Source organism: Pseudomonas sp. 21LCFQ02 (genome assembly GCF_024129895.2).
Taxonomy (GTDB): Bacteria; Pseudomonadota; Gammaproteobacteria; order Pseudomonadales; family Pseudomonadaceae; genus Aquipseudomonas.
Map to the genome: position 1 here is coordinate 4,151,321 of NZ_CM178749.1, position 23,032 is coordinate 4,174,352.

At 61.2% G+C, this 23,032-nt stretch carries 22 protein-coding genes; 16 read left to right on the plus strand and 6 right to left on the minus strand.

Going from position 1 to position 23,032, the window contains the following annotated elements; genetic code table 11:
- The first annotated feature begins 16 nt into the window (after positions 1-16).
- Complete coding sequence (locus tag NJC40_RS19010) at positions 17-358, plus strand: hypothetical protein (protein ID WP_045490728.1); 342 nt, start codon at positions 17-19, stop codon at positions 356-358.
- Positions 359-513: 155 nt separating this feature from the next.
- Positions 514-1,392 carry a DMT family transporter gene (locus NJC40_RS19015; protein ID WP_253118148.1) on the plus strand — a complete coding sequence of 293 codons (879 nt, stop codon included), beginning with the start codon at positions 514-516 and terminating at the stop codon, positions 1,390-1,392.
- 27 nt (positions 1,393-1,419) lie between these two features.
- Here NJC40_RS19015 and NJC40_RS19020 read toward each other — a convergent pair whose 3' ends face one another.
- Positions 1,420-1,998, minus strand: a complete 579-nt coding sequence (locus NJC40_RS19020; RefSeq protein ID WP_253142999.1) for a helix-turn-helix domain-containing protein — start codon at positions 1,996-1,998, stop codon at positions 1,420-1,422.
- A 90-nt stretch (positions 1,999-2,088) separates the two neighbouring features.
- On the opposite strand from NJC40_RS19020, the gene NJC40_RS19025 reads away from it, so the two are divergent.
- From NJC40_RS19025 to NJC40_RS19035, 3 genes are all read left to right on the plus strand, one after another.
- Positions 2,089-2,610, plus strand: coding sequence for a GNAT family N-acetyltransferase (locus tag NJC40_RS19025; protein ID WP_253118146.1), 522 nt, complete (start codon positions 2,089-2,091; stop codon positions 2,608-2,610).
- 367 nt (positions 2,611-2,977) lie between these two features.
- Positions 2,978-4,201, plus strand: coding sequence for an RNA-guided endonuclease InsQ/TnpB family protein (locus tag NJC40_RS19030; RefSeq protein WP_492180381.1), 1,224 nt, complete (start codon positions 2,978-2,980; stop codon positions 4,199-4,201).
- A gap of 82 nt (positions 4,202-4,283) precedes the next feature.
- A complete protein-coding gene (locus NJC40_RS19035) occupies positions 4,284-4,538 on the plus strand; it encodes a hypothetical protein (protein ID WP_253142899.1) in 255 nt (84 codons plus the stop codon).
- A gap of 59 nt (positions 4,539-4,597) precedes the next feature.
- Here the strand turns inward: NJC40_RS19035 and NJC40_RS19040 are convergent, their stop codons facing one another.
- From NJC40_RS19040 to ftrA, 3 genes are all read right to left on the minus strand, one after another.
- A complete protein-coding gene (locus NJC40_RS19040) occupies positions 4,598-4,726 on the minus strand; it encodes a hypothetical protein (protein WP_290447788.1) in 129 nt (42 codons plus the stop codon).
- Between the two features lie 239 nt (positions 4,727-4,965).
- Positions 4,966-5,505 carry a BRO-N domain-containing protein gene (locus NJC40_RS19045; RefSeq protein WP_253142898.1) on the minus strand — a complete coding sequence of 180 codons (540 nt, stop codon included), beginning with the start codon at positions 5,503-5,505 and terminating at the stop codon, positions 4,966-4,968.
- Between the two features lie 546 nt (positions 5,506-6,051).
- Complete coding sequence (gene ftrA, locus NJC40_RS19050; protein ID WP_253112986.1) at positions 6,052-7,005, minus strand: transcriptional regulator FtrA; 954 nt, start codon at positions 7,003-7,005, stop codon at positions 6,052-6,054.
- 111 nt (positions 7,006-7,116) lie between these two features.
- Between ftrA and NJC40_RS19055 the strand changes: the two genes are divergently transcribed.
- The 7 genes from NJC40_RS19055 to pgm all read left to right on the plus strand — a co-directional run bounded on the left by NJC40_RS19055 (position 7,117) and on the right by pgm (position 15,959).
- Positions 7,117-7,722, plus strand: coding sequence for a DJ-1/PfpI family protein (locus NJC40_RS19055; RefSeq protein ID WP_253142897.1), 606 nt, complete (start codon positions 7,117-7,119; stop codon positions 7,720-7,722).
- A 194-nt stretch (positions 7,723-7,916) separates the two neighbouring features.
- Entirely contained in the window at positions 7,917-8,177 is a 261-nt protein-coding gene (locus NJC40_RS19060; RefSeq protein ID WP_045490755.1) for a LysR family transcriptional regulator, read from the plus strand.
- 2 nt (positions 8,178-8,179) lie between these two features.
- Positions 8,180-8,800 carry a LysR substrate-binding domain-containing protein gene (locus NJC40_RS19065; RefSeq protein ID WP_253142905.1) on the plus strand — a complete coding sequence of 207 codons (621 nt, stop codon included), beginning with the start codon at positions 8,180-8,182 and terminating at the stop codon, positions 8,798-8,800.
- Between the two features lie 106 nt (positions 8,801-8,906).
- Positions 8,907-10,970: a maltose alpha-D-glucosyltransferase gene (treS, locus tag NJC40_RS19070; RefSeq protein ID WP_253142896.1), complete on the plus strand. Its 2,064-nt coding sequence runs from the start codon at positions 8,907-8,909 to the stop codon at positions 10,968-10,970.
- 70 nt (positions 10,971-11,040) lie between these two features.
- Entirely contained in the window at positions 11,041-11,595 is a 555-nt protein-coding gene (locus NJC40_RS19075; protein ID WP_045490757.1) for a cupin domain-containing protein, read from the plus strand.
- A gap of 222 nt (positions 11,596-11,817) precedes the next feature.
- Positions 11,818-14,136 (plus strand): ATP-dependent DNA helicase, encoded by a 2,319-nt coding sequence (locus NJC40_RS19080; RefSeq protein WP_253142895.1) that lies wholly within the window; start codon positions 11,818-11,820, stop codon positions 14,134-14,136.
- Between the two features lie 176 nt (positions 14,137-14,312).
- Entirely contained in the window at positions 14,313-15,959 is a 1,647-nt protein-coding gene (gene pgm, locus NJC40_RS19085; RefSeq protein WP_045490760.1) for a phosphoglucomutase (alpha-D-glucose-1,6-bisphosphate-dependent), read from the plus strand.
- Positions 15,960-16,010: 51 nt separating this feature from the next.
- On the opposite strand, the gene NJC40_RS19090 is transcribed toward pgm, so the two are convergent.
- Positions 16,011-16,619, minus strand: a complete 609-nt coding sequence (locus NJC40_RS19090; RefSeq protein ID WP_253142894.1) for a dimethylsulfonioproprionate lyase family protein — start codon at positions 16,617-16,619, stop codon at positions 16,011-16,013.
- Positions 16,620-16,787: 168 nt separating this feature from the next.
- Here NJC40_RS19090 and NJC40_RS19095 point away from each other — a divergent pair, with 168 nt between their 5' ends.
- Complete coding sequence (locus NJC40_RS19095) at positions 16,788-19,253, plus strand: UvrD-helicase domain-containing protein (protein WP_253142893.1); 2,466 nt, start codon at positions 16,788-16,790, stop codon at positions 19,251-19,253.
- A gap of 17 nt (positions 19,254-19,270) precedes the next feature.
- Here the strand turns inward: NJC40_RS19095 and NJC40_RS19100 are convergent, their stop codons facing one another.
- Positions 19,271-19,549, minus strand: a complete 279-nt coding sequence (locus NJC40_RS19100; protein WP_084710063.1) for a DUF1652 domain-containing protein — start codon at positions 19,547-19,549, stop codon at positions 19,271-19,273.
- A gap of 333 nt (positions 19,550-19,882) precedes the next feature.
- On the opposite strand from NJC40_RS19100, the gene NJC40_RS19105 reads away from it, so the two are divergent.
- The 3 genes from NJC40_RS19105 (at position 19,883) to NJC40_RS19115 (ending at position 22,923) form a co-directional block, all read left to right on the plus strand.
- A complete protein-coding gene (locus NJC40_RS19105) occupies positions 19,883-20,959 on the plus strand; it encodes a polyamine ABC transporter substrate-binding protein (RefSeq protein ID WP_045490768.1) in 1,077 nt (358 codons plus the stop codon).
- Between the two features lie 306 nt (positions 20,960-21,265).
- Positions 21,266-21,946, plus strand: a complete 681-nt coding sequence (locus NJC40_RS19110) for a hypothetical protein (protein WP_045490770.1) — start codon at positions 21,266-21,268, stop codon at positions 21,944-21,946.
- A gap of 83 nt (positions 21,947-22,029) precedes the next feature.
- Positions 22,030-22,923: a polysaccharide deacetylase family protein gene (locus NJC40_RS19115; RefSeq protein ID WP_045490771.1), complete on the plus strand. Its 894-nt coding sequence runs from the start codon at positions 22,030-22,032 to the stop codon at positions 22,921-22,923.
- The last annotated feature ends 109 nt before the right edge of the window (positions 22,924-23,032 follow it).

Genomic DNA, 23,032 nt, shown 5'->3' on the forward strand with positions numbered 1-23,032 from the left:
GGATCAGGAGGCGTCGATGTCCAGACACAACGTAATCGAGAGTCTGTACGCATGGCTGATGATTGTGGCGATCATCAGTGTCTTCAATATCCAGTACCTGATAAACGCGCTGCTGATCGGGGTCCTGATCAGCCTGGCGTACTTGCCGGCCTACAAGTTTCTCGGCGACAGCGTGCGTTCGGTGAATCGCAATGTCCTGCTGCGCTTTGTCGGCATCGGCTTTGCCATGGCGCTGGCGGCGCTGTGCGTGCTGGGCGACGAGTCCAAGGGCAACGCCATGGTCGCGGCGATCCTCGGTTACGTGGCCGCTCGCCCGGCACGGATGATGGTCAGCACCTACCTGGTGGCTGAAGACTGACCGACAGCAGGCCGGGCCGGACAACCGCCCGGCCTGCCAGATCGTCGGAAACGACCTGTGCATACCTGATTGCGTCCGATGTCCGCCATAGACAATTGGCTATCCGTTGCCTGGCTTATACCTGCGGCATCTTTCGACTGGATGCAGCCACCCTCATGCTCACCACCGCTGACAACCCGCCTGTCAACCGCACCCGCCTGGGGATCGCCCTGTGCCTGTTATCGATGCTGATCTTCGCCAGCCAGGACGGTATTACCAAGCTGCTGATCCGCGACCTGCCCGCTGCGCAACTGGTGATGATGCGTTATTGGGTCTTCGTGCTGCTGGCACTGGTGCTTGCCTGGCGACAAGGTGGGCTGCGGGTGGCCGCCCGCAGCAGCCATCGGGGCTTTCAGATACTGCGCAGTCTGCTGGGCGTTATTGAACTGGCCCTGTTTGCCCTGGCCCTGCGCTACCTGGGCCTGGCGGAAACTCATGCGTTGTATGCAGTATTCCCGCTACTGGCCATCGCCCTTGCGGTGATCTTCCTGCGCGAGCGGGTCAGCCGCCGCCAGATCGTCGCGGCGGTGATCGGCTTTGCCGGCACCCTGGTGATTCTGCGCCCTGGCGCTGCTGCCTTTGATCTGGCCGGGCTGATCCCGCTGGCCGCGGCGTTGTGTTTTGCGGTGTTCAACGTGCTCAGCCGCAAGATCGGCGGCACTGACAGTTTTGCGACCAACACCCTGTACATGGGCGTGGTCGGCGCACTGGCCTCCAGCGGTTTCGGCCTGGCCAACTGGGTTGAACCCAGCCCTGTGCAGTGGAGCCTGATCGGCGTGCTGTGCGTCACTGGCGTCAGCGCGCAACTGCTACTCATCCAGTCGCTTAAATACGCCGAAGCCTCGACCCTGCAACCGTTCAACTACTCCTTGCTGGTGTTTGCCACTCTGGTGGGCGTGTTCGCTTTTGCCGAAGTGCCGGACAGGTGGGTCGTGGGTGGATCGATCATGGTCGTGCTGGGCGGGATGCTGGCGTTCAAGAGCGGCAAAAGATGATGGTCTGCGCCACTTGCCGGGCCGGCCTCAGGTCCGAGCATGCAGAATATTCAGCAAATACCGGCAGCCCCGAGCATCAGACGCTACAAAGCTCACCGGCTGATCCACCGCGAAATCCAGGTGATCACCGCTTTGCAATTGATAGACCTGCTCGCCATAGGTGACCTGCAGTTCACCTTCCAGCAGCCATAGCCGCTGCCGATACGCATTGGCCTGCCAGCGCGGATAGTCGATGCGGCTGCCGGCCGGCAGGTCGATCTCGACCAGTTCACTGCCGCTGGCCTCATCAAGCTCCGCTACCTGTCGGCGCAGATAGCCGGTGGACGGATCGCGCCAGGTTTCCTGCTCGTCGCGCCGCCTTAGCCGCGATGCATCATCGGGCGTGTCGTCGGCCAGCAATTCGGTCAGGGCTATGCCCAGCCCGGCGGCCAGCTTGCCCAGCACCACGGCGGTGGGGCTGCTTTCCAGGCGTTCGATTTTGGAAATCATCGCCTTGCTGACGCCGGAACGTTCTGCCAATTGCGCCAGGCTCAGCCGTTGTTGCGTGCGCAGGTGAGCAATACGCCGGGCGATCAGATCATCAATGCTGGGTGGGCTGGCCGTCATCTTGGCGTCTCGGTTGGGCTTCTCATGATTTAAAATCCACTATAGGATACGAATCGTCTCTAATTGTGTTTTAGCCGGGAAGCGTCATAAATGCAAATGATCGATTGCACAGAACAGCACCATGCGCAGGCCATCCTGGACATCTTCAACCACGAAATTCGCCATTCTACTGCGCTCTACGACTACCAGCCCTGGGATATCAGCGTCATGAAGGCGTGGTTCGAAACCAAGCGCGCCGGCAACTTTCCGGTCATCGGTGTGCAAGGCGAGCAAGGTCAACTGCTGGGCTTTGCCACCTACGGCACCTTCCGCACCCGCGCCGCGTACAAGTACAGCGTCGAACACTCGGTGTACATCCACCCGGATCATCGCGGTGCCGGGTTGGGTAAATACCTGTTGGGCAGCCTGATCGAACAGGCACGCTCACGCGGTGTGCATACGCTGGTTGGCGGTATCGATCTGGGTAACCAGGCGAGCATTCACTTGCATGAGCGGATGGGCTTTGAACGCAGCGGAGTGATCCGCGAGGCGGCTTACAAGTTTGGCCAGTGGCTGGATCTAGTGTTTTATCAGAAGGTGCTGGATACGCCGCTGGTGCCGAACGAGGATTGATGCTGTTTGGACTAGCGAAAAAACGTACATGGCGGCATACCGACGTGCCTGTTGGCGCCATTGGCCGAAGGTCATGCCGATACTTCTGCAGCGTATAACCAGTGTGCGCCTTGACCATCGAGGCGCGACAAGCCCCGCCGTTCAGGGCGGGGAAGGATAGCGCGGACGGCGTAGCCGTCCTCGGTCGCAGTGGGGGCTGCTGCTGTTCGATGGATGCACCGCCACAGGATGATGCGCAGTAATACGGCGACACAGTATGCCCCTCTACAGCGATCTTTCGTTACAAAGACCCCATGGGCATGCATCTTGAAAACACCGTGCCGTCCGCGCCTAATGTCGTCTTCATTGCTCATGGCTCAAGAGCAGCATGCAACGACTTCAAGCCTTCAAGTACGAACTCATGCCAGACGGCCGGCAGGAGCGGCAAATGCGCCGCTTTGCGGGTTCCTGTCGCTTCGTCTTCAACAAGGCGCTGGCGTTGCAGAAGGAACGTCACGAGCAAGGCGAGAACAAGCTCGGCTATGCGGGCCTGTGCAAGTTGCTGACCGAGTGGCGCCATAGCACGCAAACCGCATGGCTGGCCGATGCGCCCGTTCACCCATTGCAACAGAGCCTCAAGGATCTGGAACGGGCCTATACCAATTTCTTCGCCAAGCGAGCCGACTTTCCCCGGTTCAAGAAGAAGGGGCAGCGCGATAGTTTCCGCTATCCCGACCCGAAACAGATCAAGCTCGACCAGACCAACAGTCGCCTGTTTCTGCCCAAGCTGGGCTGGCTGCGCTACCGCAACAGCCGCGAGACGCTGGGTACTGTGAAGAACATCACCGTGAGCCAGTCGTGTGGCAAGTGGTTCGTGAGCATCCAGACCGAACGCCAGATCGATGAGCAGCCCACGGCGCAGGGTGCGGCAGTCGGCATCGACATGGGCATTGCCCGGTTCGCCACGCTTTCGGATGGTTCGTTCTACGCACCCCTGAACAGCTTCAAACGCCATGAAACCGCGCTGTGCAAAGCGCAGCAGGCGATGAGCCGCAAGGTCAGATTCAGCCGCAACTGGAAGAAGGCGAAAGCCTGCATCCAGCGCATTCACTCGCGCATCGGCAATGCCCGCCGTGACTATCTGCACAAGTGCTCCACCACGATCAGCCAAAACCACGCGATGGTGTGTATCGAGGACTTGCAGGTACGCAATATGTCCAGGTCGGCGGCGGGCACGGCCGAGGCACCGGGAAGAAACGTTCGGGCCAAGTCTGGCCTGAACAGGGCCATCCTCGATCAGGGCTGGTTCGAGTTCCGCCGCCAACTGGACTACAAGCTGGCGTGGCGCGGCGGCTGGCTGATTGCCGTGCCGCCGCGAGATACCAGCCGCACGTGCCCGTGTTGCGGCCATGTGTCGGCGGCCAACCGCCAGACGCAGGCGCTGTTCAGGTGTGTGGGATGTGGTTTTGAAGGCAACGCCGATGTGGTCGGGGCGATCAATGTACTAAGGGCGGGACACGCCCGGTTAGCCTGTGAAGTGAGCGCAGAGGTCATGGCGCCAGCAGCAGGAACCCACCGAAGCGACTCAGGGGCGGCTCGATGCCGCGCCTGAGCGCCGTAGGAATCTCCGGCCTTCAGGCCGGGGAGGATGTCAAGAGTATGCGCAGCAGGAGGGCGCCTATGCCCAGAACCTGATGATTGCTTTGTGGTATCTGCTGTCGTTCGCTCATGAGCCAGACCCCGAGCTTTTACAGGCGGCGGCCAATGCTGCGCTAAATAATGTCGACCTGCTGAACCATGAACTGGACGAGCATTACGACGAGCCTGCGGTGGTAGCTCGGGAAGTAGTGGTCGTCAGGCAGATGCTGCGCCGCATGCGCGCGGGCGCTGCCTGCTCAGGGGATGTTGCGGTGGATATTGCAGATTTGGCTGGCGGTCTGGCGCTTTGAGCGCTGCATTGGTGGATTGTTGCATCCAGCTTGCTCGACTGAAGACTTTGATATTGAACTCAAAAATGGCCATCGGCATCACTGGCGGCTTGAGCAATCAAATCGTGAGTCTCAACGGTTACCGCAGGCTCACCTTGCCGAGACTTCACAATTTCAGCAAGACGCATATTGTCGATCAACTCCAGCATGGCTGCGTAGCGAGCTGGGGGCACAGCGTAAAACGCTGGTTTGTTTCGGTTGAGAATGACAGTGCAGATAAGCACCGCCGCCCCGGAGAGAGTGGCCGCTCGGCGCTCCGTTTGTCGGAGTGCTGAGCCACAACGAAGAGGGCGGCACATTTGCAATAGATGCAAGAACATTACCGGCCTCTTCGCTACCAAGGTAGCTCCCACAGAGGTATGCAGGGTGTCACCGAACAGTATTGGGCTTAGCGACGGTCATCAGACCGCAATGACCCGAGCACCCAGTTCCATAAGCCGGGCTTGCGGACGGGCAGGTGAGGCAGCACCTGCGGCATATCTTCCCAGCGCACCCAGGACTTGTCGCGCCAGTGCAGCATCAGCAGCGAGCTGCCCAGCCAGTTCAGGCGGGTCAGGCACGGTTCGTCACCCGAGCCGTCATCCAGGCGGCGCAGTTGCGGCAGCACTTCATGGGCCAGCCATTGGCGCAAGGCGCGGTTTTCGGGGATGTAGTGGTGAATCAGCAGGGCATAGACGCCCGATTCGCTGACCAGTACGCACTTCTCCAGACGGCCATGGGCCTCTACCCAGCCCATGCGGCGCTGGTCGGGATCAAGCTTGACGGTAGCCCGCTCATCCAGCCGGGCGCCCATCATTCGCGAGATATCGGGCAGACAGAACCACGCCTGGGCATCGCGGTAGACGGCGCGCAGCAGACGGTGGTGGCGGAAGAAGAGGACGGCTTCGAAATGGTCATGGCACGGGGCCATGGGATCTAACGTATGCATTAGTAAGCTCTCATTTATTCAGTTGGAGAGCCACCGCCTACCGTCGCCAAACAATAAGGGTGGCAGCTGTGTGAGGGTTGGCGAACCGGGGCAAATGAGAAACCCGGCAGACCCGAAGGCCTCCCGCACACAGCCGCCATAACGCATGGCAACGCGCGCAACAAGACACCGACATGTCTCATGCCGGTGTTGTTGAATCTCAAATGCTTGAAGGGTCGCCAAACCCGACTCACCGATTTGGCGGCGAGCGGCGCGCAGGTTAGCTAAACACGAGGGATAAGAGCAAGTGCTGGCCAAGTGGGCCGGCCAAGGTATCGCTGCTGAAACCAATCCTGACGGGATAAGGACCGCGCACCCGTCGGCAAGCCAACCCCCACCGAGTACGCGTGATACTCCAGTAGTGGCTAATACGCCGATTTGGTGAGCGTCGTCGGCCAGTGCTCCGTTACCCAGCGAGGGCTATGGCATGCCCACAGACAAACCGAACGACTTGCAGGGCCCCATGGAGCCGCCTACCGGCCTACCGAACAGTTTTATGTTTAAACCTCAAGCCCGCGCAAACTGCTTCCTGTAACTGGTCGGGCTGACCCCGACCAGGTTGCGAAAATGCCGTCTGAACGACTCTTCCGATCCAAACCCGGTCTTTTCCACCACTTCACTGAGCCGCACCCGCGATGACTCCAGCAGTTCCTTGGCATACGCCACGCGCTCGCCCAACAGCCAGTCATACGGGGTCAGGCCGGTGCAGTCCATGAAGCTGCGGTGCAGGGTGCGGGTGCTGACCGCGGCTTTGTCGGCCATGTCTTTAATGGTGATGGGGCGTTGCAGGTCGCTGCGGATCCAGTCCATCAGGTTGGAGATCGGCGCGTCGCTGGTGCTGACCAGTTGCCGGGTGGCGTACTGTGACTGGCCACCCTCGCGGTGTGGCGGGATGACCATGCGCTGGGCGACCATGTTGGCGACCTTGGCGCCGTGGTCCTTGCGGACCAGGTGCAGCATCATGTCCAGGCCAGCCGCAGAGCCGGCGGCGGTGACGATGCTTTCTTCGTCGACATACAGCTCGTTGGGCTGGATGGTCAGTTCCGGGTACATGCTGGCCAGCAGATCGGTAAAACGCCAGTGGGTGGTGACCCGGTGGCCGTCGAGCAAGCCTGCAGCGGCCAGCACGAAGGCGCCGGTACAGATCGAGCAGATCCGCGCGCCGCGCGCATGGGCGGCCTGCAACTGGTCGATGAGCTTTTGTGGCACTTCGGACTCAACCCCGCGCCAGCCGGGCACGATGATGGTGTCGGCATTTTCCAGCAACACATCGCCCGCCGTCGGCGTGATGGTGATACCGCCAGCAGCGGTGATCGGCCCTTCGTCCACGGCGTAGGTGGCGAACTCGTACCAGGTTACGCCCAGCTCCGGGCGCTTGAGGGCGAAAACCTCAACCGTGCAGCCGAATTCGAAGGTGCACAGCTGGTTATAGATGAGTGCGACGACGAGATGATTCTTCATGGCGCGATGTGACCGGATATTGGCGTTACCGACAGTAGTTGCGTCTGATGCTACTCAGTAATCTGGCCCCTGTCACTGCTGTGCAGTTTTTACCAAGGGAGCCCGCCTCACATGACACTCAATATCGGCATCTACGTGTTCGACGACGTCGAAGTCCTGGACTTTGCCGGTCCCTACGAAGTGTTTACCACCGCGACCCGCATGCATAGCCGCAACAGCCGCGACGACAAGCCGCTGTTCAACGTGTTCACCGTCGGTCGCAGCACCGCGCCGGTGCGTGCCAGGGCAGGGCTGAAGGTCGACCCGGACTACTCGATCCATGATCACCCCGGCATGGACTGCCTGATCGTGCCAGGCGGGGTCATCACCGCTGAGCTGGACAAGAAAGACGTGATCAACTGGATCAGCGATCAGGCGATTCCCAGCCGCCTGGTGGCGTCGGTGTGTACCGGTGCATTTCTGTTGGCACAGACGGGCAAGCTGAACGGTCGGCAGGTTACCACCCATTGGGAAGATATCGCTGACCTCAAGGAAATGTTTCCTGCCGTCGATGTACTCAGCACCCTGCGCTGGGTCGATGAAGGCGCGTTCATTACCTCGGCCGGTATTTCTGCCGGTATCGATATGAGCCTGCACCTGGTTGAGCGCCTGCACAACCGTGCCCTGGCCGAGCGTACTGCGCTGCAGATGGATTTCGACTGGACCGAGAACGACTGAAACGCTCACTTCCTGCCCGGCGCCGCCGGGCAAGCTCGCGCCATCTGCTACAGACTCTCGCGGATTAAGCTCGCACGCTCTGGCCTGCTCGCCGTTGTCACGACTTCGTCCGGGGCGCGGGTCACTCAGCCAGCTTCCTTACCCATTGCCTGATTACAGGCCTGCGTCCCCTTGCCATGCAGAGTGCAGGAACCATGAAAACCCATTTCTTCAAGATCGTCCAAACCGTCGCGCAGCATGGCTCGTTCTCGGAAGCCGCCGCTATCCTCGGTTGCAGCCAGTCGAACATCAGCTACGCCATCAAGGAAGTCGAAGACTACTTCGAGAAACGCCTGTTCATTCGCAGCCGCACCGGCTGCACCCTGACCCCGGAAGGGCAGATCATCACCCAGAACCTGAGCAATATGCTGGCGACTCTGGAGCAGCTAAAAAAAATGGAGTCAGTGGCCGTGTAGCCATCCATTACAGCACCCATGTCCAGGAGACCAACCTCGGCGCATCTCTGGATTTTCTCGCCCGCAACTACCCCGATATCCAGTTGAGCGTGTTGCATAGCAACGACCCGCATCCCAGCCTTGACCCCTTGCAGCGTGAGCTGGCCGATATCCTGATTCTGCCCAGCACCGTGCTTGACGAGCAGCACATCGAACACCATCGCTGGTCCGACCACTACGTGCTGGTCATCGCCCGCCACCTGTGTAAAACCGCGCCGCCCTTGAGCGATCTGGCGCGCTCGGTGCGCTATGTCGCCTGGCGCCATCCCGGCCAGGAGCGGCTGCACAGCCAGATGGCCAGCGCGCAGTTACGCCTGAGCCATCGCGGCGAACTAAGCTGCCTAGACACGTTGCTGGATCTGGTGATCAAGGGCCACTGCCTGACCGTCTTGCCCAGTGCGCTATTGCCGGTGCCCAACCCCGGCCTTGAATACCTGACCTTGCCGGTGCCGGTCACGCGGCGAATCAGCGTGGTGGCGCGGCCCACCTCATTGCTGTCCAGCGCGGCGACAGTGGTGATCGACGCATTGAAAAAGTCTTCGGTGTTTCAGGCGCGCGGCAAGCAGACGGCAGACGCGGTCTGACAAACCCGATGCAACGAATACTGCCGACAGGGCTCATACACAGTAGGCAAGATTTCATGGGGCCGACGGCCCTGGTCATACCACTTTGAACGGACCAATGGACGCCATGACGAAACCGGACAAGCAGTATGTGGACTGGCTGGTCGACCAATCGATGCTCAATGCGGCACGCCAACGGGCCAAGACCTATGGCGGTCAGGGCCGGCTCTGGCAGCGGCCGTTTGCCCAGGCCCGGCCACGCGACGCCACGGCGATTGCTTCAGTATGGTTCACCGCCTATCCGGCCTCGATGATCACTCGCGACGGCGGTTCAGTGCTTGAAGCCTTAGGCGATGAGTCGTTGTGGCGGGCGTTGTCGGAGATCGGTATTCAGGGCGTGCATAACGGGCCGTTGAAGTTGTCGGGGGGCTTGCAGGGTTATGAGCGCACCCCGAGTGTCGATGGCAACTTCGACCGTATCAGCTTCGGTATCGACCCGGACCTGGGCGATGAAGCGCAATTGCTCAATCTCAGCCGTATTGCCGCCGCGCACAATGCCGTGGTGGTCGATGATGTGATTCCATCGCACACCGGCAAAGGCGCGGACTTTCGGCTGGCCGAGATGGCCTACGAGGATTATCCCGGCCTTTACCACATGGTCGAAATACGCGAAGAGGACTGGCCGCTGCTGCCCGACGTGCCTCAGGGCCGTGATGCAGTCAACCTACTGCCCGAAACCGTCGATCTGTTACGTGACAAGCATTACATCGTTGGTCAGTTACAACGGGTGATCTTCTTCGAACCGGGGGTCAAGGAAACCGACTGGAGCGCCACTGATGTGGTGGTCGGGGTCGACGGCAAGGCCCGGCGCTGGGTGTACCTGCACTACTTCAAGGAAGGCCAGCCATCACTGAACTGGCTTGACCCAAGCTTTGCCGCGCAGCAAATGATTATCGGCGATGCGCTGCACGCCATCGATGTGATGGGCGCGCGGGTGTTGCGGCTGGATGCCAACGGTTTTCTCGGGGTAGAGCGCAAGCTTGAAGGCGGGGCCTGGTCGGAAAGCCATCCGCTGTCGATCACCGGTAACCAATTGCTCGGCGGCGCGATCCGCAAGGCCGGCGGTTTCAGCTTTCAGGAACTGAACCTGACCGTCGATGACATTGCGGCGATGTCCCATGGCGGCGCCGACCTGTCTTACGACTTCATCAACCGCCCGGCCTACCAGCATGCCTTGCTGACCGGCAGTACCGAATTCCTGCGTCTGATGCTGCGCCAGGTGCATGCGTTCGGCATCGACCCGGCCTCGCTGATTCATGCCTTGCAAAACCACGATGAGCTGACTCTGGAGCTGGTGCATTTCTGGACCCTGCACGCCCACGACACCTACCACTATCAGGGCCAGACCTTTCCGGGCAACATCCTGCGTGAGCACATCCGTGAAGAGATGTATGAGCGCCTGGCGGGTGAGCATGCGCCGTACAACCTCAAGTTCGTCACCAACGGTGTGTCCTGCACCACGGCGAGCATCATCACCGCGGCGCTGGGCATTCGGGATCTTGAAACCATCAGCGAGGACGATATTCGCCAGATCCAGCACATCCATCTGCTGCTGGTGATGTTCAATGCCATGCAGCCCGGCGTATTTGCGCTGTCAGGCTGGGACCTGGTCGGCGCGCTGCCGCTGGCTGCCGAACAGGTCGAACACCTGATGCGCGATGGTGATACCCGCTGGATTCATCGTGGCGCCTATGACCTGGTGGACCTTGACCCGCAGGCCGAGCAGTCGCGGGGCGGGATGCCCAAGGCGCGGACCTTGTACGGCAGCCTGGCCGAGCAATTGCAACGGCCAGACTCGTTTGCTTCGCAACTGAAAAAAATCCTCGCGGTGCGCCGCGCCTACGACATTGCGGCCAGCAAGCAGATTCTGATTCCCGATGTCGAACACCCCGGCTTGCTGGTCATGGTCCACGAACTGCCCGCCGCCAAGGGCACCCAGATCACGGCGCTGAACTTCAGCAACCAGCCGATCACCGAAACCCTGCACCTGCCGGCAGATATCATTCCTGGACCGGTGGTGGACATCATCAACGAGCGGGTCGAAGGCGACCTGACCGAGCAGGGCGAGTTCACCATCAATCTGGATGCCTATGAAGGTCTGGCACTGCGGGTGGTGAGCAATCTGGTATGAGGATGCGGTGCAGCCGGGGATTCGTGATTTAATACCCGGCTCTGATCAATTGTTTCCAGAAAAGGCGGTTATGGACACAGGCGCACGACTCAAGCTGGTTCGCGAAAGCCACAAACTGTCACAACGCGAGCTCGCCAGACGCAGCGGCGTGACCAACGCGACCATCTCGCTGATCGAGCAGAACCGCGTCAGCCCCTCGGTCAGTTCACTGAAAAAACTGCTCGAAGGCATTCCCATGAGCCTGGCGGAGTTCTTCACCTTCGATCAGCCGCCGGGGCAGGTCAACGAGCGTTATGTGTTCCGCGCCGGTGACCAGCCCGACCTGGGCCGCGACGGCCTGCGTTTGCTGTTGATCGGCGCCACCCTGCCAGAGCGGCAAATGCGCCTGCTGCGCGAACTCTACGCGCCCGGCGCAGACTCCGGTGACGAACCGATCGTGCATGCCGAAGGCGAAGAGTGCGGCCTGGTAACCCGCGGCACCATCGAGCTGACCATTGACGGCCAGATCCACACCCTCGGCCCCGGTGACGGCTACTACATCCCGACCACCTTGCCCCATCGGTTTCGCAACATCGGTCAGGACGAGGCCGAAATCATCAGCGCCAACACGCCGGCGAATTTCTGATTTCTGGTTTTCCAGCGGACGTGTGCCGTGCTCAAAAAGCAGCTACGACGCCAGCTCGCCGGGAGATCACCCGTCGCCCGGCGCCGCGCTGTCGCGCAGCACAATCAGATCGAGGGGCTTTCCCTGAACCATCGATCCATTTCCATTTGCCAGCCTCCTGTCGGCTGGTTACTGTGCAGCCATCCAGTGTCTCCTGACCGCCCCGCACTCCGGTAGCCGCGCTTGAATTCCGCCGTATCTCCAGCAAATCCTGTTCCCGCCAGCAGCACTCGCTACAGCGTCGCGGTACGTGCCTTGTGTGAATTCACCGCCAAGACCGGAGACTTGGACCTGCGCTTCACACCATCACCCACCGCCCAGGAAGGGATTGTCGGCCATCAGAAAGTAGCCGCCCGGCGCGGCGATCGCTATCAGACCGAACTGAGCCTGAGCGGCGACTACGGCGCGCTTACAGTACGCGGCCGCGCCGATGGCTATGACCCGGTGCTGCGTCAGCTCGAAGAGGTCAAGACCTACCGTGGTGATCTCGCCGCCATGCCCGATAACCACCGGCAATTGCACTGGGCCCAGGCCAAAGTGTACGGCTGGCTGCTGTGCCAGCAACTCGACCTGCAGCAGGTCACGGTGGTGCTGGTGTACTTCAACGTGGTCAGCGAAAAAGAAACCCCGATCCGTCAGGTAATCAAGCGCAAAGAGCTGCAGGCGTTCTTTGAGCACCAGTGCCAGTTGTTCATCGCCTGGGCCGAACAGGAGCTCCGGCATACGGCCACCCGCAATGCGGCACTGACCGCGCTGACCTTTCCTCATGCCGAGTTTCGCGCCGGGCAGCGGGTATTGGCCGAGTCGGTCTATAAAGCCGTGAGCACTGGCCGCTGCCTGATGGCCCAGGCGCCTACCGGCATTGGCAAGACGCTGGGCACACTGTTCCCGCTGCTCAAGGCGATGCCCGGCTGCGGCACTGAAAAACGCGGGCTGGACAAGCTCTTGTTCCTCACCGCCAAGACCCCCGGCCGGCAGTTGGCGCTGGACGCGCTCAATACCTTGCAACGGCACACGCCGCAGTTACCGCTGCGGGTGCTGGAACTGGTGGCCCGCGACAAAGCCTGCGAGCACCCGGACAAAGCCTGTCATGGCGAGGCCTGCCCGTTGGCCAAAGGCTTCTATGACCGGCTGCCTGATGCGCGGCATGACGCACTGCAACAGCCGTGGCTGGATCAGGCCGGGGTGAGGGCGGTGGCGCTGGCGCATCAGGTTTGTCCCTATTACCTGAGCCAGGAACTGGCGCGCTGGGCCGATGCGGTGATCGCCGACTATAACTACTGGTTCGACCTCAATGCTCTGCTGTTCGGCCTGGCCCAGCTCAATGGCTGGCAGGTGGCGGTGCTGGTGGACGAAGCTCATAACATGGTCGAGCGTAGCCGGGGCATGTACAGCGCCAGCCTGGACCAACACATGCTGGCCGAGGTGACGTCGAGCGCGCCGGACAAGGTCAAAAAAGCCCTGCAACGGCTCAACCGTCAATGGAATGCCTTGAACAAGGACCAGCTCGCCGCGTACCAGGCCTATGAGCAACCCCCGGTGAAGTTTCTCACCAGCCTGACTGGTTGTATCACCGCCCTGAGCGAGCACTTCAACGACAACCCGCAACTGGCGGTCGACGCTAAGTTACAGAACCTTTATCTGGAGCTGATTGGCTTTGCACGTATCGCCGAGCTGTTCGATGAGCACTTTCTGTTCGATATCACCCGCCGTGACATTGGTCGCCAGCGCAGCCGCTCGCGACTGAGTTTGCGTAACGTGGTGCCGGCGCGCTTCATTGGCCCGCGCTTGCAGGCGCCGCGCAGCACGGTGATGTTTTCTGCAACCCTCAGGCCGCAGTCGTTCTATAGCGACCTATTGGGTTTGCCGACCGGGACGGTGTGGATCGACGTCGAGTCGCCATTCGACCCCGACCAGTTGCAGGTGCAGATCGTCAGCCGCATTTCCACCCGCTACAACCATCGCCAGGCATCACTGGCGCCGATCGTCGAGCTGCTGGCCGAGCAGTATCGGGCACGGCCTGGCAATTACCTGGCGTTCTTCAGCAGTTTCGACTACCTGCAACAGGTGCTCGAGCTGCTGCGCACGCTTCATCCGCAGTTGCCGGTGTGGAGCCAGGCCAAGGGCATGAGCGAGGCCGAGCGTCAGGCTTTTGTGCAACGCTTCACCCCGCACAGCCAGGGCATCGGTTTTGCCGTGCTCGGTGGCGCGTTCGGTGAAGGCATCGACCTGCCAGGGGCACGCCTGATTGGCGCCTTTATCGCCACCTTGGGGCTGGCCCAGCTCAACCCGGTCAACGAGCAGTTCAAACAGCGCATGGCTGCCTTGTTCGGCGCGGGCTACGATTACACCTACCTGTATCCGGGGCTGCAAAAGGTTGTGCAGGCGGCCGGGCGGGTGATCCGCACCCGTGACGACCGCGGCGTGGTGATGCTGATCGACGACCGCTTTGCCGAGCCCCGCGTGCAACGGTTACTGCCGGATTGGTGGCGGCTCAATTAACTCAACGGTTTGGTGAATCAAAACCGAGCAAGCCAGTCAAAGTGCCAGTAAACTGCCGCTTGCTATTGTTACTGCGGCACCTTGTAGGACCGGCTTTAGCCGGGAAGGCTTCGCAGATGAAACACATCCCCTAGTCGCTCCTACAAAATTGCAGATATCTACCCTTTGGAGGTTGCATGAGTATCAGTCCACTCGCCGGCAAGCTGGCGCCCGAGCACCTGCTGGTCGATATCCCGCGGCTGGTCACGGCCTATTACACCGGCCAGCCAGATGCCTCGGTAGCCACCCAGCGCGTGGCCTTCGGCACCTCCGGGCACCGCGGCAGCTCCTTTGAACTGAGCTTCAACGAATGGCACGTTCTGGCCATCAGCCAGGCGATCTGTCTGTACAGGCAGAGCAAGGGCATTGACGGCCCGCTGTTCCTTGGCGCTGACACCCACGCACTGTCGACCCCGGCCGCTGCCACGGCGCTGGAAGTGCTGGCCGCCAACGGCGTGCAGGTGATGATCTCGCACAACGACGAATACACCCCGACGCCAGCGGTGTCCCACGCGATTCTTTGCTACAACCGCGGGCGCAGCAGCGGCCTGGCTGACGGCATCGTCATCACCCCGTCGCACAACCCGCCGCAGAGCGGCGGCTTCAAGTACAACCCGCCCAATGGCGGGCCGGCCGACAGCGACGTGACCAAGTGGATCGAAAACAAGGCCAACGAGCTGCTCGCCGAGCGGGTGGTGGGGGTGTCGCGCATCAGCCATGAGCAGGCACTGCGCGCCGACACGACCCATCGCCATGACTACGTCAACACCTACGTGGCGGACCTGAGCAGCGTTATCGACCTGCAAGCCATCCGCGATGCCGGTCTGAAGCTGGGCGTTGACCCGTTGGGCGGCGCTGGCGTGCGTTACTGGCAGGCGATTGCCGAGCATTACCAACTTGATCTGGACGTGGTCAATCCGCATGTGGACGCGACCTTCCGTTTCATGAGCGTCGACTGGGACGGCCAGATTCGTATGGACCCGTCGTCCAGCCACGCGATGCAGAGCCTGATCGGCCTCAAGGACCGTTATCAGATCGCGTTCGCCTGCGACCCGGACCACGACCGCCACGGCATCGTGACCCCGACGGGCGGCCTGATGACCCCCAACAGCTATCTGGCCGTGGCCATCGACTACCTGTACCAGAACCGTCCGCAATGGCGCGCGGATGCCGCCGTGGGCAAGACGGTGGTCAGCAGCGGCCTGATCGACCGGGTGACGGCACGTCTGGGCCGCCAACTGTACGAAGTGCCGGTGGGCTTCAAGTATTTCGCTGACGGTCTGTTCAACGGCAGCCTGGGCTTTGGCGGCGAAGAGAGCGCCGGCGCGTCGTTCCTGCGCCGTGACGGCAGCGTCTGGAGCACCGACAAGGATGGTCTGATTCCGGCCTTGCTGGCCGCCGAAATGACCGCCCGCAGCGGCCTGGACCCGAGCCAGCGTTACGCGGCGCTTACCGCTGAGCTGGGTGAGCCGTTCTCGACCCGCGTCGACGCCAAGGCCAATCCGCAGCAAAAAGCCGCGCTGGGCAAGCTGGCACCCGAGCAGGTCAAGTCGACCGAGCTGGCCGGCGAGCCGATCCAGCAGGTCCTCAGCCATGCGCCGGGCAACAACCAGGCCATCGGCGGCCTCAAGGTCATGACCGCCAACGGCTGGTTTGCGGCACGCCCGTCGGGCACTGAAGACATCTACAAAATCTACGCCGAAAGCTTCATCGGTAACGATCACCTGCAGCGTCTGGTCGGCGAAGCCCAGGCCTTGGTCGACGAGGCCATCGCTGTACGATGAGGTGAAGTTCGGGCGGTGCGGCCCATACCGGGCCGCCCGCCAGACATTCATTCAGTGCATCAACCCCCACAAGGCCAGCAACGGTGCGTCTTCCGACTGCATCGAATGCACCACCGACGGGGCATTCCATAGCATCCCGCCCATTCCGGGCTGCCACCAGCCATCGCCCTGGCGATACCATTGCCCTTCAGACAGCACGATGTAGAACTCCTGCGGCGGATGCTGATGAAAGGGGTAGCGGGTTTCGGGCGCCATGACGGCCAGGCCCAGGGTCAGGGTCGGGCACGCCACCGGGCTGCCGTTGCCCAGCAGCAGCGCATGACGAGGGCGTTCGACAAATGCGGGGTCTTCGCCATGCGCCGCGCTGCGTTTGATCCAGCGGGCATGCGCCAGCAGCGCTTGCAGGGCGTCCAACAACGGATGGTCAACTGCCGGGTTGTGCCTGGCCAGCGCCAGGCTGGTGGCCAGCCAATGCTCAATGACGCCAGGGTCTTCCTGCTCAGGCACAGGCCGGCGCGCCAGGCTCAGTTGCGCATCGGCCGTGAGCTGGCCGCTGGCCTTGATCTGCTCGGCATGCCGCTCGCCCTGATAGCCGGTCAGCAGCCGGCTGATGGCGAATGTGAGCGCTGCTGCGTGGGTCAGGATTTCAGAGTCATGCATGGCGTCGGTTCCTATGCTTAGATGAGCCGAGTCTGACGCCGGACCGTTGAGCCTGCCATCCCAGGAGCGACACATAACGTACTGAGTAGTGGCACACAGCCAAGGCTGGAGCTTGCGCGTGTTTTTAGCCACCATAGGCGGCATTTTAGCCACCCCACGGAAAACCGCGTGTCTGACCACCTGCCTTCTGCAATGCCCCCGCAACTGGATATCGACCTGCAAGCCTGTGAGCGGTTGCCCTGGCTCAAGCGTGTCTTGGCCCGCGCCCTGGGCCGTGGCCTGAACGGTCTGGGTGCGCAACACCAGGCGTCCTGGGCGCAGGGGCATACCGACGGTTACCTGGCCGGGCACGGCGAAGGGGTCAATGAAGGCTACGCCGAGGGGCATCTGGACGGGATCGAGAAGGGCCGGCGCATGCTGTTGATCCGCGATACCCGGCCTGAAGCGCATCGCGGCCCGCAGGTCGAGGATCACCTGTTTGAAGATTGGCGCTTACCGCTGAGCGCCGAGCTGATCAAGCGCATCAAGGCCGACGTGGCGCAAAAGCTGCCGAGCCACGCCCAGCCCAGCGCCGCCCAGTGGAAGATGATCCTCAGCGATACCCCGGCGACTTGCGTGATCGCCGGCGCCGGGGCAGGCAAGTCGACCTCACTGGTGCTGCGCATTGTGCTGCTCACCCACTACCTGGGTTTTGAGCTGGACAGCATGACCGTGGTGACCTTCACCCGTGAGTCGCGCAAGGACTTCATGACGCGGCTGATCGACGTCATGGCGCTCTGGGGCCATGCGCTGACTGCCCGTCAGGCGCGCGAGCTGGTCCGCACCTTTCATTCACGCATCCTGCCGCTGGTGCGCAGCCTGCCAGGCTTCGAGCATCTGCAAGCCTTCGAGACGCTGGGCAGCCAGAGTTCTGGCGTTGAAGAGATCGATAGCAACCCGTTTGATCTGCGCATCAACGATGCCCAGCGCGAGCAACTGAACCTGTGCTATCGCGACCTCTACGCTGCTGAGCCGCGCTTTCGTGAGGTCATCGCGCCGTTGTGTCGCCAGGCCCGGCAACTGAAAGAGATCGACCGCGACCACCCGGATGTGCAGAAGCGCGCCGCAGTGACCGAGCTGTCGGCCAAGCGTGACAAGGACTGGTGCGACACTGTCGAGACACAATGGCGGCGTGCCGGCGCCTGGCCGATTGCGGGGATCACACCGCAGCGCGAGAGCCTGCAGGTCAACGGCCATGCCTTTCACGTGCATGGTTACGCCGCCGAGCTGGACGCCTGGGTGATACTCGGTTGCGATGAGCGCGAAGATCGCGACTTCAAACGCCCCGGTGCCAAGCTGCCGCTGTGGGCCGAGGGAGTGATCAAGCGCACGCTGTTTCAGGCGTTTTGCAGCAAACCGGTGATCTGGCTCGAGAGTTATCAGGCGGGCAGCCAGTTATTGCACAACCTCACTGGCAGCGCGTTGGCCGGGCCGGGGTTTGAGTACAAGGTCAAGGGTGAGCTGGCCAGCGCACCGCTGCTCGACTGTTTTGTGCTGGTCGCCGGTTTCATCGAAAACCTCGGGCTTGACGTGTCGGCGGCAGTGGCGCAGATGAGTTTTGCCAGTCATGACCCGGACCGGTTTTTCTTCGAGGCCCTGAGTCTGTTCTGGAAACGCTTCGAGTCGCAGTTGCTGGACCAGACCCCGCCGGTGATGACTTACAACCGAATGTTCGCGCTGTTCGGCGAAACTGCGCCGGAGAATCTTGCGCAACTGGACGACGAAGCGCTGCGCCCGCTGTCGCACCTGATGATCGACGAGTTCCAGGATGTGTCGCCGCAGATCGTCTCCTGGCTGCGTGCCAGTTTGCGTGAAATCCGTCGGCGTGGCCCGGCCATGCATGTGGGGCGCCGGGCCCATCATGCCTCGCTGCTGTGTGTCGGCGATGACTGGCAGTCGATCTACGGCTGGCGCGGCAGTTCACCGCATTACTTCATGGCGTTCAACGAGGAGTTTTCATCGCCGGCCAGCACTCGGGTAATGCTCAGCGAAAACTACCGCAGCCATCAGCACATCATTGATGCCGCCGAACACATCGTCCGCGCCGCGCCGGCGATTGCCGGCAAAAAAGCCAAGGCCAGCGGTAACCAGCAAACACTGTGGCCGGTGGTCGTGCTCGAGCGCGATGACCAGGTCCTGTTCGAACGGGTTCAGGCTCACCAGCAGCAGGGCGACAGCATCCTGCTGCTGTACCGCAAGGGCAGCGAGCGTCAGCGGATGTCGGAGCAACTGCTGGCATTGCTGCAGGCCGATGCCGCGCAAACGCGGCAGATCAAAACCCTGAGTTACCACAGTGCCAAGGGCTTGCAGGCTGATGCCGTGTTTTTGCTCGGTGATTGCCAGCACCTGACTCAGTCGCCGGCCAAAAACCAGCTGTACCGGATTGCCGGACTGGGTGATAAGGGCGAACCGCAGGCGTACGACAAGGCCCAGCAGGACGAGGTGCTGCGGCTGGCGTATGTGGCGATTACCCGTGCAGTACGCCAGTGCTACTGGTTTATCGATAGCCAGGACCAAGGCAACGGCCCGAAAGCCTCGGACCGGGTGGCCGCCGACCAGGCGTACTTCGACGACCAGCGGCTGGGCAAAGTGTGATCAGGCCCGGCGGTTGCTCAAGATAGCTGCGAGGTCATGACCGGCAGGCTGAACAGCTCCATTTCTGCTTCGATGGCTTCGATGATGATTTCCACGTCACGGGCGTTCATGACCGTGGCGCAAGGCAGGCCGGCAATGGCCACGAAGGTCTGGCCGCTGGCGCGATCGAACAGGCGGGCGATCATACTGCTGGGCGCGTCCATGGTGGCTTCAAAACCGACCGGATGGAAATGCCAGCGCATGAGCTGGCAGGCGTTGGGGAACGTGACCTTGTTCATGGGACCCACCTGTATCATGCGCGCATCATCGATGCAGCGAGTGGCAGGGCAAGACATGGCTGAGCAAGCACTTATCCGAGGTGCTGTCGGAATTTTCCGGCACAATTGTCAGGCTTGTCTTGGTGAATAATGAAGATAGCACCGCCATATGAAACAAGCCGAAATATTTATCCCGAGGTTACAAAAAGTTCGATTTTTTTGACGTGAATCATGCTTGGGTGGGCTTGCGTACCGTCGGTCCGGTTTGCGCCGTTCGCTGGCCGCGTTGATGCTCTGTGCGGCGGTACTTTTTTCGTTGCTGTGCAGGTCGATAGAAGGCAAGCTGACAGCATGACGTCGAAGGGGTGCGCCATGTTCAAGTACACCATGCTGGGATTGCTGATGGCGGCCTCGGCCTCGCATGCAGCCGGGACGGTTAATGTCCACAACTGGACCGACTACATCGCCGACGATACCCTCAAGAACTTCCAGGCCAGCACCGGCATCAAGCCCATTTACACCACCTTCGAAAGCAACGAAGAACTCAACGGCAAGTTGCTGGCCAAGGGCTCGGGGTACGACGTGGTGTTTCCCTCGGTGCATTTCATGGCCCAGCAGATTAACGCCGGTGCGCTCAAGAAGCTCGACCTCAGCCAGTTGCCCAACTGGAAGAACCTCAACCCGGTGCTGCTCAAGGCTCTGCGGGTCAACGATCCGGGCAACACTCACGGCTTCCCTTACCTGTGGGGCAGCACCGGCATCGGCTATGACCGTGAGCAGATCGTTGCGGTGCTGGGCGAGAATCCGCCGGTGAACTCCTGGGATCTGCTGTTCAAGCCCGAGTACCTCAAGAAGGTCGCCCAGTGCGGCGTGGCGATCATCGACAACGCGCCGGAAATGCTGCCGATTGCCCTGAACTACCTGAACCTGCCGCCGCACAGCGATGTGCCGGCAGATTACGCCAAGGCCGAGGCTTTGCTGACCAGCGTGCGACCTTATGTGCGCTACTTTCATCTCAACAATTACATTCGCGACCTCGCGGCTGGAAAAATCTGTGTGGCAGTGGGTTTCTCCGGCGACATCGATCAGGCTCAGGACATCGCGGAAAAGGCCGGGCACAAGGACATTCTCTATTCGGTGCCTATGGAAGGGGCGCCGATGTGGTTCGACATGGTCGCCATGCCGGTGGATGCGCCCAATGAAAAGGCGGCCTACGCGTACATGAACTACCTGTTGCGCCCGGAGGTGATTGCCGCGATCACCAACCAGATGCATTACGCCAACGGCAACGAGAAAGCCGATGCGTTGATCGTGCGTGAGGTATGGTCTGACAAGACGGTGTACCCCGACGATGAGACCATCAGCCGGATGTTTGTTCTCGAGCCGGTCAATCCGGAGATTGACGCGCTGCGCAATCAGATCTGGGACCGGATTAAAAACCTCAAGTAAGCGGCCCGCATTCAGCATGGGTAGTCATATTTACTGACAACTGGGGCTGGTTTTTTTCGTCCGTTGTGCAACACAACGGCATTTTCCGACTCCCATAGAGGCTTATCGAGTCTGTCCGGGGGCAATGTTGCCCATGCCCCCGCTCATTCTTCATTGTGCAACATCTCCCGATTAGCCTTGGTAACAGGCTGTGCGAGGGATCGCGCACCGGCCTTCGAACGGACTCGTGAACCCGCCAGGTCTGGCAAATTTGCCGCAGTGACTGGACAGATTGCACCCGACTAACCTGTATCGGATTCAGAGAATATGACCCGTTTCAACTCATTGCTGACCAACGTGCGACAGCGCCGCTGGCTGGCGCTGCCAGCCGTTCTGACGGCCTCGGCAATTTTCTGGTTTTCCATCGGCGACGGCGTGCTGGCCGAACCCAAGAATGGCACCCAGACCCTGGTATTTCTGCGTCACGCCGAAAAACCTGCCATGGGCCTGGGGCAACTGAACTGCCAGGGTCTGAACCGCGCCCTGGACCTGGCCGAGCTGTTGCCCAATGAGTTCGGCAAGGCCGATTTCATCTTTGCGGCTGACCCTGGTCGGCATGTGGAAGAGGGCGAGGGCGATCATTCCTACAGTTACGTGCGCCCGTTGATGACCATCGGCCCGAGTGCTATCAAACTGGGCCTGCCGGTGAATATCGATTTTGGCGCCAATGACACCAGCGACCTCGCTCATGAACTGATGGACGTCAAATACCACGACGCGACGATTTATACCGCCTGGTCCCACGGTTATCTGCCGGAGCTGGTCAACAAGGTCGCCGAAGAGGCCTCCGGCAAGAAGATGAACCTGATCGACGACTGGACGGGTACCGACTTTGACTCGCTATTGGTCATGACTCTGGAATGGACCAACGGTAAAGCCAGCATGGAGTATCAGGTGGTCAAGCAGAACCTCAACAACGGTGCCGCGAGCTGTCCGGGCAGGGCATGAAACACTGGCTTTAGCGGGGCCGGGTCGCTAGTGTGTGCGGCCATCCGCTCAGCCGTCTTGAGCGGGGTTGTCGCGGACCCTTCATGAATGTTTTGAACGCCCTGTGCCTGTCGGCCGTCTGCCTGTTGGCGGGCTGCATCGGCCCGCCCGTGCCGCTTACCGAACAGACCCGCACCCAGTTGAGCCAGCAGGCGCCAGTGCGCTTTGTGCTGACCTTCGACGACGGTCCCAGCGGCTCGGGCTGGTGGAACCCGACCGCACGAATCCTGGATGATCTGGCTGATAACCCGGTGATGCCCGGGATCAAGGCCGTGTTTTTTGTCCAGACCGGGGCAATCGGTGGCGGTGGCAGCGACACGGGCCGGGAACTGCTGCGCCGTGAAGGCCGTGAGCTGCATATTCTCGGTTTTCACAGTGCTACGCCACGACACACCAACCACCGCTCGTTGAGCCCTGAGCAACTGGAGCAGTCGTTACGCGACGGGCTGCGGATCATCGCTGAGCAAAGTGGTCAGCAGGCCACGTTGCTGCGCCCGCCGTTCTGGAACTATGACCATCGTACATTCGCGGCTTACCGGGCGAAGGGGCTGCGAGTGCTGCTCACCGACCTGAGTGCCAACGATGGCAAGATCTACGGCTTCAACATGAGCCCGCGCCGCCGCGCAAACCTGCTACTGCAAGTCTCGCAAGTGCGCGAGCGGATCGCCAGGGGCGAGTTGCCCACGGTGGATGGCGCGACTCCGGTGGTGGTCACCTTCCATGACGTCAACCGTTATACGGCGCGGCATATCCATGAGTACTTGCAGATCCTGATCGACAGCGCCAGGGCCGATGGCTTGCCGCTGGCGGCCAAGCCGTTCTACGACGACCAGGCCCAATTACTGCGCGCCGCCACCGCCCGCACCGTACCTGATGATGGACGGGGCGTGCACCTGCCGGGGATCTGGGACTGGCTGTGGGACCATAACGGGCATTGAAACACTCGTTTCGACCGCGTCTGAGGTGTCGCAGCTAAAGCCAATACTGTTCAGATAAGCACTGCATGCCTTTGTGGGAGCCAACTGTCTTTCATCATCCCCCGATGAA